At 63.9% G+C, this 15,647-nt stretch carries 12 protein-coding genes; 11 read left to right on the forward strand and 1 reads right to left on the reverse strand.

Going from position 1 to position 15,647, the window contains the following annotated elements:
- Window positions 1-16 precede the first annotated feature (16 nt).
- Genes ACZ89F_RS20240 through ACZ89F_RS20250 form a run of 3 tightly spaced genes read left to right on the forward strand, consistent with a single transcriptional unit; the run spans window position 17 to window position 4,605 of the window.
- Window positions 17-268 carry a hypothetical protein gene (locus tag ACZ89F_RS20240; RefSeq protein ID WP_476093774.1) on the forward strand — a complete coding sequence of 84 codons (252 nt, stop codon included), beginning with the start codon at window positions 17-19 and terminating at the stop codon, window positions 266-268.
- The gene (locus tag ACZ89F_RS20245) at window positions 262-3,438 is read left to right on the forward strand and encodes an efflux RND transporter permease subunit (RefSeq protein WP_476093775.1); all 3,177 of its coding nucleotides are present in this window, start codon (window positions 262-264) and stop codon (window positions 3,436-3,438) included. The genes ACZ89F_RS20240 and ACZ89F_RS20245 overlap by 7 nt, the downstream gene beginning before the upstream one ends.
- Window positions 3,439-3,453: 15 nt before the next feature.
- Window positions 3,454-4,605: an efflux RND transporter periplasmic adaptor subunit gene (locus ACZ89F_RS20250; protein ID WP_476093776.1), complete on the forward strand. Its 1,152-nt coding sequence runs from the start codon at window positions 3,454-3,456 to the stop codon at window positions 4,603-4,605.
- 22 nt (window positions 4,606-4,627) lie between these two features.
- Here the strand turns inward: ACZ89F_RS20250 and ACZ89F_RS20255 are convergent, their stop codons facing one another.
- Window positions 4,628-5,560, reverse strand: coding sequence for a LysR substrate-binding domain-containing protein (locus ACZ89F_RS20255; RefSeq protein WP_476093777.1), 933 nt, complete (start codon window positions 5,558-5,560; stop codon window positions 4,628-4,630).
- A 103-nt stretch (window positions 5,561-5,663) separates the two neighbouring features.
- Here ACZ89F_RS20255 and ACZ89F_RS20260 point away from each other — a divergent pair, with 103 nt between their 5' ends.
- From ACZ89F_RS20260 to ACZ89F_RS20295, 8 genes are all read left to right on the forward strand, one after another.
- Complete coding sequence (locus ACZ89F_RS20260; RefSeq protein ID WP_476093778.1) at window positions 5,664-6,452, forward strand: HalD/BesD family halogenase; 789 nt, start codon at window positions 5,664-5,666, stop codon at window positions 6,450-6,452.
- Between the two features lie 118 nt (window positions 6,453-6,570).
- On the forward strand, window positions 6,571-7,263 hold the full coding sequence (locus ACZ89F_RS20265; protein WP_476093779.1) for a GntR family transcriptional regulator: 693 nt from the start codon (window positions 6,571-6,573) through the stop codon (window positions 7,261-7,263).
- Between the two features lie 34 nt (window positions 7,264-7,297).
- Window positions 7,298-8,404, forward strand: a complete 1,107-nt coding sequence (locus ACZ89F_RS20270) for a mandelate racemase/muconate lactonizing enzyme family protein (RefSeq protein WP_476093780.1) — start codon at window positions 7,298-7,300, stop codon at window positions 8,402-8,404.
- 1 nt (window position 8,405) lies between these two features.
- Entirely contained in the window at window positions 8,406-9,590 is a 1,185-nt protein-coding gene (locus ACZ89F_RS20275; RefSeq protein ID WP_476093781.1) for a mandelate racemase/muconate lactonizing enzyme family protein, read from the forward strand.
- Window positions 9,591-9,838: 248 nt separating this feature from the next.
- Entirely contained in the window at window positions 9,839-11,503 is a 1,665-nt protein-coding gene (locus ACZ89F_RS20280) for an ABC transporter substrate-binding protein (protein ID WP_476093782.1), read from the forward strand.
- 132 nt (window positions 11,504-11,635) lie between these two features.
- The gene (locus ACZ89F_RS20285) at window positions 11,636-12,589 is read left to right on the forward strand and encodes an ABC transporter permease (protein ID WP_136621544.1); all 954 of its coding nucleotides are present in this window, start codon (window positions 11,636-11,638) and stop codon (window positions 12,587-12,589) included.
- Window positions 12,586-13,464 carry an ABC transporter permease gene (locus tag ACZ89F_RS20290; RefSeq protein WP_476093783.1) on the forward strand — a complete coding sequence of 293 codons (879 nt, stop codon included), beginning with the start codon at window positions 12,586-12,588 and terminating at the stop codon, window positions 13,462-13,464. The genes ACZ89F_RS20285 and ACZ89F_RS20290 overlap by 4 nt, the downstream gene beginning before the upstream one ends.
- Window positions 13,457-15,511, forward strand: coding sequence for a dipeptide ABC transporter ATP-binding protein (locus ACZ89F_RS20295; RefSeq protein ID WP_476093784.1), 2,055 nt, complete (start codon window positions 13,457-13,459; stop codon window positions 15,509-15,511). The genes ACZ89F_RS20290 and ACZ89F_RS20295 overlap by 8 nt, the downstream gene beginning before the upstream one ends.
- Window positions 15,512-15,647 lie beyond the last annotated feature (136 nt).

Raw genomic sequence — 15,647 nt, forward strand, 5'->3', positions numbered from 1 at the left:
GACAAGGAGCCGGCCAATGCCACAGCGCCGCGATCTTACCATAGATGAGGCCGTCCGGGATCCGATGATCCGGCTGGTCATGAAAGCAGATGGGGTCGACCCCCGCGCTTTCGAGAAGATGCTTCGCTCGCTTGCCGATGAGCAGCGTGGCGAGGTGCCGTTGCTGCGGTCACGGGAAGCCCCCCGTGACGGGCACGGCCAGTTGTCCAGGGTTGCCAGCGCCTTCGGGCGGGCAAGAGCAGCCGGGGAGGCTTGCGTCTCGTGGTAAACTTCTTCATCCACCGTCCGATCTTCGCCTCGGCGATCGCCATCATCATGGTGCTCGCCGGGACGATTTGTTATTTCCTGCTGCCCGTCTCGCAGTTTCCCGACATCACACCGCCGCAGGTCGTGGTCAGCGCCCATTATCCGGGTGCCAGCGCGCAAGTGGTGGCCGACACGGTGACGACACCGCTGGAGCAGCAGATCAACGGCGTGCAGGGCATGACCTACATGTCGTCGACGAGCTCCAATGACGGCTCCTCGACCATCACCATCACCTTCGATGTCGGTTATTCGCTGAGCACCGCTGCCGTCGACGTCCAGAACCGCGTCTCGCAGGCCGCCTCGTCGCTGCCGGCGATCGTCAACCAGGGCGGCGTGACGATCAAGAAGCAGAACCCGAATTTCGTCCTCATCGTCAACCTGACTTCGCCCGACAGTTCGGTCGATCCGGTGGCGCTGAGCAACCTTGCCTATCTGCAGGTGGTCGATCCGCTGAAGCGCTTGCCCGGCGTCGGCGACGTGCAGATCTTCGGCGAACGGCGCTATTCGATGCGCGTCTGGCTCGATCCCGACAAGCTCGCCAATCTCGGCATCACCGCGGTCGACGTGCAAAACGCCATCGCCGAGCAGAACGTCCAGGTGGCGGCCGGCAAGATCGGCCAGTCGCCGGCACCGGCCGGCACCGCCTTCGAAATGCAGGTCAACGCTGTCGGCCGGTTGAGTGATCCCAAGGAATTCGGCGACATCGTCGTGCGCGCCAACACGGACACCGGCTCGCTGGTCAGGCTACGCGACGTTGCCCGCATCGAGCTCGGCGCGCTGCAATATTCATCGTCGGCCTTCTTCGGCAAGGACCCGACCGTGGTGCTTGCCGTCTACCAGATGCCCGGCTCCAACGCGCTCGATCTGCAGCAGCGCGTCAAGGACAAGATGCAGGAGCTTTCGGGCCGTTTCCCGAAGGGCGTCGCCTATGCGATGCACTATGACACCACCCGCTTCGTGTCGGCGTCGATGCATGACGTGCTGATCACACTCGGCGAAGCGCTGGTGCTGGTCGTCGCCGTGGTGTTCATCTTCCTGCAGAGCTGGCGCACTACGATCATCCCGACCATCGCCATTCCGGTGTCGCTGGTGGCGACGCTGGTGGTCATGGAGATGCTCGGCTTCTCGCTCAACATGCTCTCCCTGCTCGGCATGGTGCTGGCCATCGGCCTGGTGGTCGACGACGCCATCGTCGTGGTCGAGAATGTCGAACGACAGCTGGAGGCCGGACTCAAGCCGCTTGCGGCGACCAAGGCCGCGATGGGCGAGGTCACCGGTCCGATCATCGCCACCACCGCCGTGCTGATGGCGGTGTTCGTGCCGGTCGCTTTCATTCCCGGCGTCTCCGGCAAGCTCTACAACCAGTTCGCGCTGACGGTGGCGATCTCCGTCGGCATCTCCGCCTTCAACTCATTGACGCTGAGCCCCGCGCTCAGCGCCGCCTTCCTGCGGCATCGCGGTGAGACGCAGTTCGCCCCGTTCCGCTGGTTCAACACCGGCTTCGACAAGCTGTCGCATGCCTATGCCAATGGCGTGCGCATTCTCATCCGCTTGCGCTGGATCATGCTTGGCCTGTTCGCGGCCGGACTGGTCGCCACCTACTTCGTCTGGCAGCGCCTGCCCTCGACCTTCCTTCCGGTCGAGGACCAGGGCTATTTCTTCGTCGTCATCCAGTTGCCCGACGGCGCGTCGCTGGAACGCACCGACGCGGTGGCGCAAAAGGCGCGCGACATCCTGCAGGCGACGCCCGGCGTCGACATCGTCGGCTCGATCAGCGGCCTGAACTTCCTGACCAGTGCCGCGCAGTCGAATTCGGCGGTCGAATTCGCCATCCTGAAGCCATGGGAGGAACGCGGTCCCGACCAGAGCGCCTCCAAGCTAGTCGCCGACGTGCGCGGCAAGCTGATGCAGATCCCGGAAGCCTTTGCGCTGAGCTTCGATCCGCCGTCGATCCCTGGTATCGGCACCACGGGCGGCTTCGAATTCGTCGTCGAGGATCTCACCGGTCGCGGCAGTTCAGCCCTCAACGATGCGACGCAAGCCGTGATCGCCGAGGCGCGCAAACAGCCGGAGATCAATCCGCAGCAGCTGTTCTCGCCGTTCTCGACCTCGACGCCGCAGTTCAACTACGATCTCGACCGCAGCAAGGCGAAACTGCTTGGCCTCAACCTGCCTGACGTGTTCAGCACGCTGCAGATCTATCTCGGCTCGCTCTACGTCAACGACTTCAACCTGTTTGGCCGCACCTTCCGGGTGACCATCCAGGCCGACAAGGATGCACGTGCGGGTGCCGCCGACATTTCGCGGCTCTATGTGCGCAACGCTTCCGGCGGCATGGTGCCGCTCTCGACGCTGGGCAAGCTCGTGCCCTTCGTCGGGCCTGAGACCGTGCCGCACTACAACAACAACGCCTCGGCCTCGATCAATGGCGGCGCCGCACCCGGCTTCTCCTCGGGCCAGGCGGTTGCCGCGATGGAACGAGCCGCTGCCACGGCGCTACCTAGGGATTTCGGTTTTGAATGGACCGGCATCACCTTCCAGGAGCTCAAGGCAGGCTCGATCGCGTCCGTCGTCTTCGGCCTCGCCATCGTCTTCGTCTTCCTGATCCTGGCGATGCAGTATGAAAGCTGGGCGATGCCGTTCATGGTGCTGCTGGCGGTGCCACTGGCCTTGTTCGGCGCCTTCGCGGCCTTGTTGCTGCGCGGCATGCAGATCGACGTCTACTCGCAGATTGGCTTCGTCATGCTGATCGGCCTGGCGGCGAAGAACGCGATCCTGATCGTCGAGTTCGCCCGGCGACGGCGCGAGGAAGGCCTCAGCATCGTCGACGCGGCGATGGAAGCGGCACGGCTCAGGCTACGGCCGATCCTGATGACGGCCTTCGCCTTCATCCTCGGCGTGCTGCCGCTGATGTTTGCGACCGGCGCCGGTGCGGCGAGCCGTCAATCGATCGGCACCACCGTGTTCGGCGGCATGGTCGCGGCGACCATCCTGTCGCTGGTCTTCGTGCCGGTCTTCTACGCGGTCATCGAACAGCTGCGCGAACGCCGCGGCCGCGACGAGCCGGCCTCTCAAGACAATGAACCAACGACTGAGCACGCTTTGCCGCCCCTGGCGGAAGCAGCCGAATAAGATTGGAGACTGATCATGCGTAAATGGAAAATCGCGTTGGGGACGGCTGTCGCGCTGGGTGCGATCTCGGTGGCCAGCGTCCACCTGCTCGACATGGGCAATCTCAGCCTCAATGCCGGCACGGCTGGTGCAGCACCCGCCCCGGCGGCATTCGTCATGCCGGTGCCGGTGGTCAGCGTCGTCAGGAAGACGATCCCGATCTACCTCGACTACGCCGCGCGGACAGAGCCGATCCGCAACATCACCTTGCAGGCCAGGATTCCCGGCTATCTGCAGGAGCAGAGCGCTGCTGACGGTGTCGATGTCCGGCAGGGCGACCTCCTCTACAAGATCTCCCCTGACGACTTCCAGGCGGCTCTCGACCAGGCGAAAGCCCAGGTGCAGCGCGACACGGCAACGCTCGACTATGCCCGTTCCAATCTCGGCCGCGGCACCGAGCTTGCCAAGAGCGGCTACCTCGCCAAGGACGGCTTCGACCAGCGCACCAGCACCTTGCGCGAAGCGCAGGCGTCACTGGCGGTCAACCAGGCCGCCGTTAGAACGGCCGAGCTCAATTTGAGCTATGCCGAAATCCGTGCCCCGTTTGGTGGACGCCTGGGCCGCAACCAGGCCTCGGTCGGAACACTGGTCAGCGTCGCCGGCACGGTGCTCAACACGCTGGTGCAGCTCGATCCGATCTACGTCACCTTCAATCCGAGCGAGACGGATCTGGCCGAGATCGAGCAAGCCCGTGCGAACGGCCCGATCGAGGTCGAAGTTCTGCTTCCTGGCCAGACCGAGGCCAGCCAGAAGGGCGAACTCACCTTCATCGACAATTCGGTCGACCGCTCGACTGGCACGATCACCGCGCGCGCCACGATCGGCAACGGCAAGTTCACGCTGCTGCCCGGCCAATATGTTCGTGTCCGGCTGCATGTGAGAGAGCAGGCTGACGCGCTGATGGTGCCGCAGACGGCGCTGGGCTCGAGCCAGCTCGGCAAATACCTCTTTGTCGTCGGCAAGGGCAACACGGTCGACCAGCGGCTGGTTTCGCTCGGACCGACGAGCGGCGATCAGATCGCCATCCTCAGCGGCGTCGCCGAAGGCGACCAAGTGATCACGGGCAATCTGCAGAAGATCGGCCCCGGAGCGCCTGTATCGCCGATACCGGAAAAGCCGGCCACCTGAACACCCCCGTCAGGACCCGGCTTCAGCGCGGCGCCCCGACCTTCCCACAGGTCGCGGGCGCCGCTCGACTGAGCAGCTCCACCAGACCGGCAACATCGGCGCGGTCGGCCTTGGCCGGCGGCATGAACGCGCAATAGGGATGGCCCAAGCGAACCGAGACGGAGGAGAGCGCGATCAAGCGGCCCGCCTCCAGATCGGCGCGCGCCATGACCCGCTGGCCAAGAGCGATGCCCAGACCCAGCCTCGCCGAGGCAATCGCCAGGCTGGACAGGCCGACACGCCGCCCGTGCGACGGGTCGGGCGAGCGACTGCCGCCGGAGGCCGCGAACCAGTCCGCCCAGGTCGGGTGCGATGCATAGTTCGGGCCCCAATTGGTGTGGATAAACTGGCTCTCATGCAGATCGGCCAGACCGGGATCGCCATTGCCGTGCCGGTGCCAGAATTCCGGCGCGCAGACCGGCAGCACGTCGTCATGGACGAGACGAACGAGTTTCAATCCGGGATAGTGATAGTCGCCATAGCTGATGCGCAGGTCGATGTTCTGGCGCATCAGATCGACCGGATCGTCCTCGACGCGGACGTCGATCGCCATCTGCGGAAAGGCATCGAGAAGTGCGGCCAGCCTCGGCGCCAGCCACAGTTCGGCCAGCGAGAATGGCACGCTGACGACCAGACGCGTCCGCACTCCTCCCTCCAGCATGCGCTGGCCTATGGCGGCGATGTCGCCCAAAGCCTTCGCGGTCTGCGGATAGATGGCGTGGCCGGCGTCTGTGAGCGCGATGCGGTTGCCGCTGCGCACGAACAATTGCTTGCCGAACCAGGTTTCGAGATTGCGTATCTGCTGGCTGACCGCCGCAGAGGATACGCCAAGTTCCGAGGCGGCCAAAGTGAAGCTACCGGCACGGGCGGCGACTTCAAAAGCCTTGATCGCATTCAGCGGTGGCAACCGTTCCACACCAGGCTCCATAAGTTTTTCTTGCTCAATCCTTATTATTTTCCGCGTTGAGAGAAAGATTTTTTTGCCGTCTCATAGGCTCGAAACCTCGGAGCCCATGATAATGAAAGACATCCTCGATCTCGACCGCTATCCGCTCGACCGCGAAGGCAGCGCCGAATGGCAGCGCCTTGTCGAACAATCCGTCGCCGCGCTCGAAGCCGACGGCATGTTCAATCTGGAAGGGTTTTTGCGTCCCGGCGTGGCCGAAAAAGCCGTGCGCGAAATCCAGCCGGTCATGGTCGCGCGCTCGCATGTACACAAGCGCATGCACAACATCTACTTCAAGCCGGACATTCCCGAGCTAGGGCCTGACCATCCGGCGCTGCGCAAGGTCGAGACAATCAGCCATACCGTCTGTGCCGACCAGATTCCGGACAGCGTCGTGCTCGCCATCTACGAATACGAGCCGCTGCTGCGCTTCCTGGCCGCAACGATGGGCAAGACCAGGCTGCATGTCATGCAGGATCCGCTGGCCCGCACCAACGTCATGGCCTATCGCGCCGGCGAAGCGCTGAACTGGCATTTCGACCGTTCGGAATTCACGACGACGCTGTTGTTGCAGGCAGCGGAGCGCGGCGGCGACCTCGAATACCGCACCGATCTGCGGTCTGACGACAATCCCAACTATGACGGCGTCGCCAGATTGCTTGAAGGGCGTGACCCCGATGCAAAGATCCTGCGTATGAAGCCCGGCACGCTGAATGTCTTCCGCGGCAAGAACACCGCGCATCGCGTCACCACCGTCGAAGGCGAGCGCGAGCGCATGATCGCGGTGTTTTCCTACTATGAGAAGCCCGGCGTGATGTTCAGCGCCGAGGAGCGCGTCGGCTTCTACGGCCGCGCGGCCTGAGGCTGAAGAGACAGCCATGCCAGCGGTCCCCGACCGGCCCCAAGAATCCGAAATTGACCTCTTGTTAGATTGTCGACAATCTGCTTGTCTTACTTTCGGTTTCCTTGGGAGTGGCCGAATGGGGAATGCGGATTTCAGTCCGATCGCGGACACGACGCGCCGCGCCGAGATCGTCGCGCTGCTGCGGCGCGCGATCCTGACTGGCCAGTTGCAACCAGGACAGAAGCTCAACGAGCTGCGGATTTCCGAGCAGATGCGGGTCAGCCGCGCGCCGCTGCGCGAGGCGATGCGCGAGCTGGTCCAGGAAGGCATCCTGACCAGCATTCCCTATGCCGGCACCTTCGTCATCGATGTCACCGCCAAGGACATCGACGATGCCTATTCGCTCAACCAGGTGCTGGACGAGTTCGCCATCGAACGGACTTGGCCACAGCGCGACCAGCGTTTCTTCGATGAACTTGACCGGCGCCACGAAGCGGTGAAGCAGGCGACCCGCAACCTCGACACCACCCGCCAGATCGAAACGGCGCTGCAGCTGCACGGCCTGATCTATGAATGGGCCGACAATTCGGTGCTGCTGGAGACCTGGCAGCGGTTGACCAGCCGGTTGCAGATGTATTTCGCGCTACACCAGCATGCGCGCAACGAACCGGTGCCGGCCGAAGACGTGCACGAGACCTATGTGCGGCTGCTGAAGGGCAAGGACATGCGCGCCGCCCAACGACATGCCCGAGAGCATATCCACCTCGACTTCGAACAGCTGCTTTCATACGCGCGCGGCCTCGAACAGCGCCCGTCGAAAGGCGTCTGACCCGTTCCTCACCACCGCAGACAATGGACAGACCGTGCAGATCGAGACCATCAAAGCCTACCATGTCGTGCAGCCCTTCGTGGACGGGCCCTATCGCATGTCGAAGGGGCGCGAGGCCGAAGCCTTCGACGCAGTCATCGTGTCGATCACCTCCGACAGCGGCCTCACCGGGTGGGGCGAAATGGCGCCGCTCGGCAACTTTTACTCGGCCGCCTTCCCGTCCGGCACCCGCGCCGGCGTGCCGGAAATAGCACCGCACCTCATCGGCCACGATCCGCGCGGGCTGGCCAGCATCGGCCGGCTGATGGACACGGTGTTCAAGGGTCATCCCTACATCAAGTCGGCGCTCGACATGGCCTGCTGGGATCTCGCGGCACGAGCCGCCGACGTGCCGCTGGTCACGCTGCTGGGCGGCAAGGAAAGCGACACCGCCGAGCTCTACAAGGTCGTCACCCATGGCAGCGTCGACGCCATGGCCGCGCTGGCCAAGCGCATCGTCAAGGACGGCTTTCACCGGCTGCAGGTCAAGGTCGGCGGCAATGTCCATGACGACATCGAACGCGTCACCGCGGTCGCCGCCTCGGTGCCTAAAGGCACTGTCATCTTCTGTGATGCCAATGCCGGCTGGACACCCTACCAAGCGCGCCAGTTCGCCGACGCCACACGCGCCATCGACTACACGTTCGAGCAGCCCTGCACGACGATCGACGAGAACATGTCGGTGCGCCGCATGCTCGACAAGCCGATGGTGCTCGACGAATCCGTCACCTCGCTCGAGGAAATGCTGGAAATCCATCGCCGGGGCGCGGCCGACGGGCTGACGCTAAAAATCTCGCGGCTGGGCGGCGTGACCAAGACCCGGCAGATCCGCGATGTTGCCGTCGATTTGGGCTTCATGATCACGGTCGAGGACACCGGCGGCGCCGAGATCGACACGGCGGCGATGGCGCATCTGTCGCTGTCGACACCGGAAGAGCGCCGGCTGCACGCCATCGCCTTCCATGAATGGGTGACGGTGCGCACGGCGTCGAACATGCCACCGGTCACCGGCAGCCGCATGGGCATTCCCGACGGGCCGGGCCTCGGCATCGATGTCGTTCCTGAACTGCTGGGCAAACCTTTCTTCGAGATCGGCCGCTGAGATGAAAATCCGCAGCATCAAAGCCACGCCGATCAATCTGCGCCTCGAGGCGCCTTACGCCTGGGTGTTCGGCGAACTCGACGGTTTTTCGCCGACCATCGTCGAGGTCGAGACCGAGGACGGCTTGATCGGCCTTGGCGAAGCGCCGACGCCGGCGGCGGCCGCGATCATCAATGATGTCCTGGCGCCAAGGCTGGCCGGCCGCGATGCCTTCGACATCGCCGGCGCCGAGAACGTCTGCCTGCCCTACTGGACCGGCGTGCAGTCGATCAACGACCGCACCCGCATCATGGCTTTCGGCGCCATCGAGATGGCGTTGTGGGATCTGCGCGGCAAGGCGTGGAACCAGCCGCTCTATCAGCTGCTCGGCGGGGCCGCGCGCAAGGACATCCCCTTCACCGACTATTTTTCGTTGCGTGGCGATGGACCGGATGTGAAGGGCGAGACGACGCCGGAAGAAGTCGCCGATTATTGCGTCGAACTGCATGAGACGCACGGAACGACCTTCTTCGAAGGCAAATTCTCGACCGAAGACCCGAAAATCTCGCTCAGGATGGTCGAGCTGATCCGCCGCAAACTCGGCGACGATGCCATGATCCGCATCGATTCCAACCAGGCCTATTCACTCAGCACCGCGCGGCGGCTGGCGCGGCCGCTGGAGGATCTCGGCGTGCGCAACTGGGAGGATCCGGTGGCGACCATCGAGGAGATGCGCGAATTGCGGCGCCATTGCTCGATCCCATTCTCGACCCACAACATCGACATTGCGCGCGCCATGGAAACCAAGGTGCCGGACGCTTTCGTCGGCAACCCGACGACGCATGGCGGCATCGGCCGGCTGCTGCGTTTCGTCGGCGCCTGCGAGCACGCCGGCATCGATTTCTGGTGCTACAGCGGCGACAGCGGCATTGGCAGTGCTGCCTATCTGCATCTGTGCGCGGCACTCGGCTGGATCAGGGAGCCGAACCAGTCGCTGTTTCGCATGCTGCCGATGGATGTCACCGAGGAAGGACCATTCTCCCCAAAGAACAATTTCGTTCGCGTGCCGGAAGGTCCCGGCCTTGGCGTCACCTTGTCGCGGGAGAACCTCGCCGCCTGTCACAGAGACTTTACCGAGAAAGGACCGTGCAACAAGTATCATGACCCGGCAAAGCCCGGAACCTATCGCCGTTTGCCGCTGAACTAGATGACGGCAAGCGGCCAAGACAAGTGGCCAAGAAACGAGAAGCCAGCCGCCACGACTTCAGTCGGGAAGGTCGGACAGGACGATAGAAGCAGTGCAGCCAACGATCCGGCGCGTCCACGCCACGACTGGATGGACCGGACAAAACCGCATGCTAAAGTTCCGGTCGACAGACCTCTCTGGCGGCCGGAAAATGGAGCAATCCACGAAATTTCGTCAACCATAAGAAATAGGGGAAAGGGTAAAAACCCATGAGCAAGAACTACAGCATTCTCGACCTGATCCGGCGCAATCGCACGCCGCTTGAAAATCACCTGATCGACGGCCTTGTCGACGGTCGTGTCAGCCGCCGCGACTTCGTGCGCCACGGCAGCCTGCTTGGCCTGTCACTGCCGCTGCTGGGCCGGATCGGCATGGCAGCCGGCCTCGGCGGCATGCCGTCGCTGGCGCGCGCCCAGGGCGCACCCGGCGCCACCATCCGTGTCGCCAGCAGCGTGCCGGCAGCGACGATCGACCCGGTCACCATCGCTGACGCAGGCGGTCTGCTGGTCATGCAGCAGGTTGCCGAGTTCCTGTGCGTCGACGGCCCCGATCTGGTGCTGCAGCCGGCACTTGCCGAAAGCTGGAAGCCGAACGACACCGGCACGGTGTGGACTTTCAAGCTGCGCAAGGGCGTAAAATTCCACAGCGGCGGCGAGATGAAGGCCGACGACGTCGTGGCCAGCATCGACCGCCTTGCCGATCCGGCAAACTCGTCCAACGCGCTGTCGGTGTTCACCGGCATCCTGCAGAAGGGCGCTTCAAAGAAAGTCGACGACTACACGGTGGAATTCCACCTCGACGCGCCGAACGGCAACTTCCCCTACATGCTGTCGTCCGACAACTACAATGCCGTCATCATCCCGGCGAGCTACAAGGGCGACTACGAGAAAAGCTTCGACGGCACCGGACCGTTCAGAATAGAGAAATACACGGCAAAGGTCGGTGCATCCTTCGTCCGCAATGAGGACTATTGGGGGCCGAAGGCATTGCCTGAGCGCACCGAGTTCACCTTCTTCACCGACACGCAGCCGCAGATCCTGGCGCTGCAGGGCGGACAGGTCGACATCATCAACCAGCTGCCGGTGCTGGCCGGCGTCGCACTGCTCAACGATCCGAACATCGACATCATCAGCCTGAAGTCGTCGGCCCATCAGCAACTGCACATGCGCTGCGACGAAGGCCCGTTGAAGGATGCGCGCGTGCGTCGTGCCATTGCGCTCTGCCTCGATCGCGACAAGCTGGCCGCCGGCCTGATGAAAGGACGCTCCGCACTGGGCAATGACAGCCCGTTCGCCGCCGTCTACCCTTCGACCGATACGAGCGTGCCGCAACGCAAGCAGGACATCGCCCAGGCCAAGCAGCTCATGGAAGCAGCCGGCCTTGGCCAGGGCTTCAAGATAACGCTGACCACCGAGCGCTATCTGGAAATCCCCGAATACGCCCAGCTCATCCAGAACTGGGTCAAGGAGATCGGCGTCGAGCTCGACCTCAACATCCTCGACCAGGGCGGCTATTACGGCGACGCGGTGTTCGGCAAATCGAACTGGCTGGATTCGGTGATGGGCATCACCGATTACGGCCACCGCGGCGTGCCGAACGTCTATCTCGCGGCACCGCTGAAGAGCGAAGGCACCTGGAACGCGGCACACTTCAAGAACAAGGACTACGACGCGCTGGCGACCAGCTACATCGCCGCCCTCGACCTCGAGGCGCAGAAGGCCGACGCCGGCAAGATCCAGAAGCTGCTGCTCGAGGAAACGCCTGTCATCTTCGGCTATTTCTACGACTATCTGACAGCGACGGCGAAGGGCGTGGCCGGCGTGCAGCCGACCGCGATGTCGCAGCTGTTCCTCGACAAGGCATCGAAGGCCTGAGCTAACTCGTTGTTGGAGCATGATCTTTTCCGAAAACCGGTACCCACTTTTCGGGATCATGCTCAGAAGGGAAAGCCAATCCTCTAACAGCCAGCTCCCGCATGGGGGCTGGCTCCACAAGGAGTCATAGCCATTCTCTCCTTCCTTGTCCGGCGTGTGTCGCTGTCGCTCGTCACGCTGTTCCTGCTCAGCATCATGGTGTTCCTGGGTGGCCAGGTGCTGCCCGGCAATGTCGGGCGCGCCATATTGGGGCCGTTCGCCGACCAGCGCGCGGTCGATGCGCTCAATCACACACTCGGCGTCGACCGCCCGCTGCTGACCCAGTACTGGGGCTGGATCTCCAACTTCGTCCAGGGCGACATGGGCACGTCCTACATCTTCCGCTCGCCGGTCGCGCCCTTCGTCATCGATGCGCTCGGCAATTCGATGAAGCTGGCGGCGGTCGCCTTCGTGCTGGTGGTGCCGATCGGCATCCTCGGCGGCGTCGTTGCCGCACTCAACCTCAACCGCCCGCTCGATCGCATCATCAGCCTTGGCGGCCTGTCGGTGACCGTGCTGCCCGAGTTCGTCACCGGCATCATCCTGATCCTGATCTTCGGTGTGTGGCTGCGCTGGCTGCCGATATCGGCCGCATGGCCGCGTAACGCCGGCTTCTTCACGCAGCTCTACTACCTGATCCTGCCTTCGCTGCCGCTGTTCCTGGTGCTGTTCGGCTACATCGCCCGCATGGCGCGCTCCGGCATGATCGAGGCGCTCGATTCCGACTACACGCGAACGGCCGTGCTGAAGGGCCTGCCGTGGCGTACGGTGATCTGGCGGCATGTGCTGCGCAACGCGCTGTTGCCGACCATCACCGTCATCGCGACGCAGACCGGCTATCTCATCGGCGGCCTCGTGGTCATCGAAACGCTGTTTCGCTACCAGGGCATCGGCTCGCTGATCTTCACCGCGGCGCGCGGCAAGGATTTCCCGATGCTGGAATCCGGCATTCTCACCATCGGCATCGTCTATGCCGTGGCCACCCTTGTCGCCGACTTCCTCTATTCCGTGCTCAATCCGCGCATCCGGCTGGGGTCAGACCAATGAGCGCTGTCCAAACCAGCTCCCCGACACCAGACGACACGCGTAAGCGCGGCCCGCTGGCCGAGGTCTTTTTCTCCCTGCTGCGCTCGCGAACGTTCCTTGTCGGTTTCGCCATCGTGCTGTTCTGGGTTGCCTGTGCGCTGTTCGGTGAACATTTCGCGCCCTACGACCCGCTCGCCGACGACATCATCAATGCGCTCGCGCCGCCTTCGGCCGAACACTGGTTCGGTACCGACCAGATCGGCCGCGACGTCTTCTCGCGCGTCATTGTCGGGTCGCGCGACATCCTCACCGTCGCACCGCTGGCGACCTTGCTGGCGACGGTGGCCGGCACGGCGCTCGGCCTCATCACCGGCTATTTTCGTGGTCTCGTCGACGATGTCGTCAGCCGCATCCTCGAAGCCTTCATGGCGATCCCGGTGGTCATCGTCGCGCTGCTGGCAATCGTGGCGCTCGGCACCTCCAAGACGACGGTCATCGTCGTCATCGGCCTGAGCTTCGCGCCGATCATCGCGCGCACCGTGCGCTCGGCCGTGCTGGCCGAGCGCGAACTCGACTATGTCGCCGCCGCACAGCTCAGGCATGAAAGTGCGCTGCATACGATGTTCGTCGAGATCCTGCCCAACGTCATCCCGCCGATCCTGGTCGAAACCACCGTGCGGCTCGGCTATGCCATCTTTGCCGTCGCCACGCTCTCCTTCATGGGTTTTGGCATCCAGCCGCCGTCACCCGACTGGGGGCTGTCGATCTCCAACAATTACGGCATGATCGGCGGTGGCTTCTGGTGGACGGTGCTGTTCGATGCGCTCGCCATCGCCTCGCTGGTGATCGGCGTCAACCTGGTGGCCGACGGCGTTCACGGAGCGCTCAATGACTAGTTCCGCGACCAAATCCGCCAAGGCCAAAAACGCGCTCGAACTCACCGATCTGTCGGTCGCCTACCGCGTCACTGGGCGCAACCGCGCGGTGCTGCGCAACCTCAGCCTCACCATCGGCCAGGGCGAGGCCTACGGGCTGGTCGGCGAATCCGGCTGCGGCAAATCCACCGTGGCGCTCACCGTCGTGCGCTATCTGCCGCGCAACGGCTCGATCACTGGCGGCGCCATCTCGCTCGATGGCCAGGACGTCATGAAGCTGGATGCCGAAGCACTCAGACGCGCCCGTGCCGAAAGCGTCTCCATGGTCTACCAGGACCCGGGCAAGGCGCTGAACCCGTCGATCCGCATCGGCCGCCAGTTGACCGAGATTTTTGAACTCGGCGGCGTCTCGGGACAGGCGGCTACCGACCGGGCGATCGCCATGTTGAACCGGGTGCGCATCTCCGATCCGGTCAGCGTCATGCAGCGCTATCCGCACCAGCTTTCCGGCGGCATGCAGCAACGCGTGGCGATCGCCATGGCGCTGGCCAACGATCCCTCGATGCTGATCCTCGACGAGCCGACGACCGGCCTCGATGCGACTGTCGAGGCCGAGGTGCTCGACCTGATCGCGCAACTGCGGCAAGAACTGTCGGCCTCGATCCTGTTCATCAGCCACAACCTCGCTGTCGTCTCCAACATGTGCGACCGGGTCGGCGTGCTCTATGCCGGCATGCTGGTGGAGGAAGGGCCGACGGATGTCGTGTTCAACGATCCGCGCCATCCCTATACCGTAGCCTTGCTGCGCTGCCTGCCGCGCGGTGGCCAACGCAAGGATCAGGGCCGCCTCGACACCATCCCGGGTTTTCTGCCCGGCATTGGAGCTGACATCAAGGGCTGCGCCTTCGCCGACCGCTGCGCGCTCGCCGACGATCGCTGCCGCAGCGAATTGCCGCCGCTCTACGATCTGAGTGACGAGCGCGGAAAACGCCTGTCGCGCTGCTTCCATCATGACAAGGCGCAGGCGCTGCCGCGCGCGACACCGAGCGATGTGGCGCCTGCACCAAAGACGACAGCCGCACCGGTGCTGCGGGTCGCCGGGCTGAACAAGACCTATGCCAGCCATGGCCATGCACTGCGCGCCGTCAAGGACGTGTCGCTTGATCTCAGGCCCGGCGAGACGCTTGGGCTGGTTGGCGAGTCCGGCAGCGGCAAGACGACCTTCGCCAGGCTGCTGCTCGGCCTGGTGCCGCCTGACGCGGGCGGTACCATCGAGCTCGAGGGCAAGGCCGTGGCGCCCAGGCTGGAGAACCGCAGCGACGACCAGATCAAGGCGATGCAGATCGTCTTCCAGAATCCGGACTCCGCACTCAACCGCTCGCATTCGATCCGCCACCTGATCGGCCGCGCGTTGAAGCGGCTGGCTGGCCTCTCCGGCAAGGCGCTGGAGGCCCGTCTCAACGACCTCGTCCGCTCGGTGCGGCTTACCGACCGGCATCTTGCCGTCAAGCCACGCCAGCTCTCCGGCGGCCTGAAGCAGCGCGTCGCCATCGCGCGCGCCTTCGCCGGCGACCCACGCATCGTGGTGTGCGACGAGCCGACCTCGGCGCTCGACGTCTCGGTGCAGGCGGCCATCCTCAACCTGCTCGCCGACCTGCAGTCGAAGGAAGACGTCAGCTACATCTTCATCTCGCACGACCTTGCCGTGGTGCGTTACCTCTCCGACAAGATCGCCGTGCTCTATCTCGGCCGCATCATGGAGCTCGGACCGTCGGAAGACGTCTTTTCCGGGCCGCATCACCCTTATACCGAAGCGCTGCTGTCGGCCGTGCCCAAGCTCGACCAGACCGAGACGGCGCGCATTCGTCTCGACGGCGAAATCCCCAGCGCCACCAACCCGCCGTCGGGCTGCGTGTTCCACACGCGCTGCCCGCGCAAGATCGGTGCGATCTGCGAACAGCAGGAGCCGCCACTCAGCGAGGCTCAGCCCGGTCATTCCATCCGATGCCACATTCCTTACGCCGAACTGGCCAAGCTGCAGAGGGCGGCCGTGACCGAGCCGGCATAGCGAGCATCGCTGTCGTTCGATGGCGTCGAAATCCCGAAGGAAGCCACGGCCGCGTCGAGCGGTTATTTCTGAGCATCGATGCCGCTTGCGCGCGGGCGCTTGATCGAAGCACGGCTCAGCGCATACCCTCCCTGAG

The organism is Mesorhizobium sp. USDA 3734, from assembly GCF_056279665.1.

What these genes read in the sequence shown, in the direction of transcription:
- ACZ89F_RS20295 (WP_476093784.1), top strand. Translation starts at nt 13,457, where the DNA reads ATGACTAGTTCCGCGACCAAATCCGCCAAGGCCAAAAACGCGCTCGAA.
- ACZ89F_RS20260 (WP_476093778.1), top strand. Translation starts at nt 5,664, where the DNA reads ATGAAAGACATCCTCGATCTCGACCGCTATCCGCTCGACCGCGAAGGC.
- ACZ89F_RS20240 (WP_476093774.1), top strand. Translation starts at nt 17, where the DNA reads ATGCCACAGCGCCGCGATCTTACCATAGATGAGGCCGTCCGGGATCCG.
- ACZ89F_RS20290 (WP_476093783.1), top strand. Translation starts at nt 12,586, where the DNA reads ATGAGCGCTGTCCAAACCAGCTCCCCGACACCAGACGACACGCGTAAG.
- ACZ89F_RS20280 (WP_476093782.1), top strand. Translation starts at nt 9,839, where the DNA reads ATGAGCAAGAACTACAGCATTCTCGACCTGATCCGGCGCAATCGCACG.
- ACZ89F_RS20275 (WP_476093781.1), top strand. Translation starts at nt 8,406, where the DNA reads ATGAAAATCCGCAGCATCAAAGCCACGCCGATCAATCTGCGCCTCGAG.
- ACZ89F_RS20250 (WP_476093776.1), top strand. Translation starts at nt 3,454, where the DNA reads ATGCGTAAATGGAAAATCGCGTTGGGGACGGCTGTCGCGCTGGGTGCG.
- ACZ89F_RS20265 (WP_476093779.1), top strand. Translation starts at nt 6,571, where the DNA reads ATGGGGAATGCGGATTTCAGTCCGATCGCGGACACGACGCGCCGCGCC.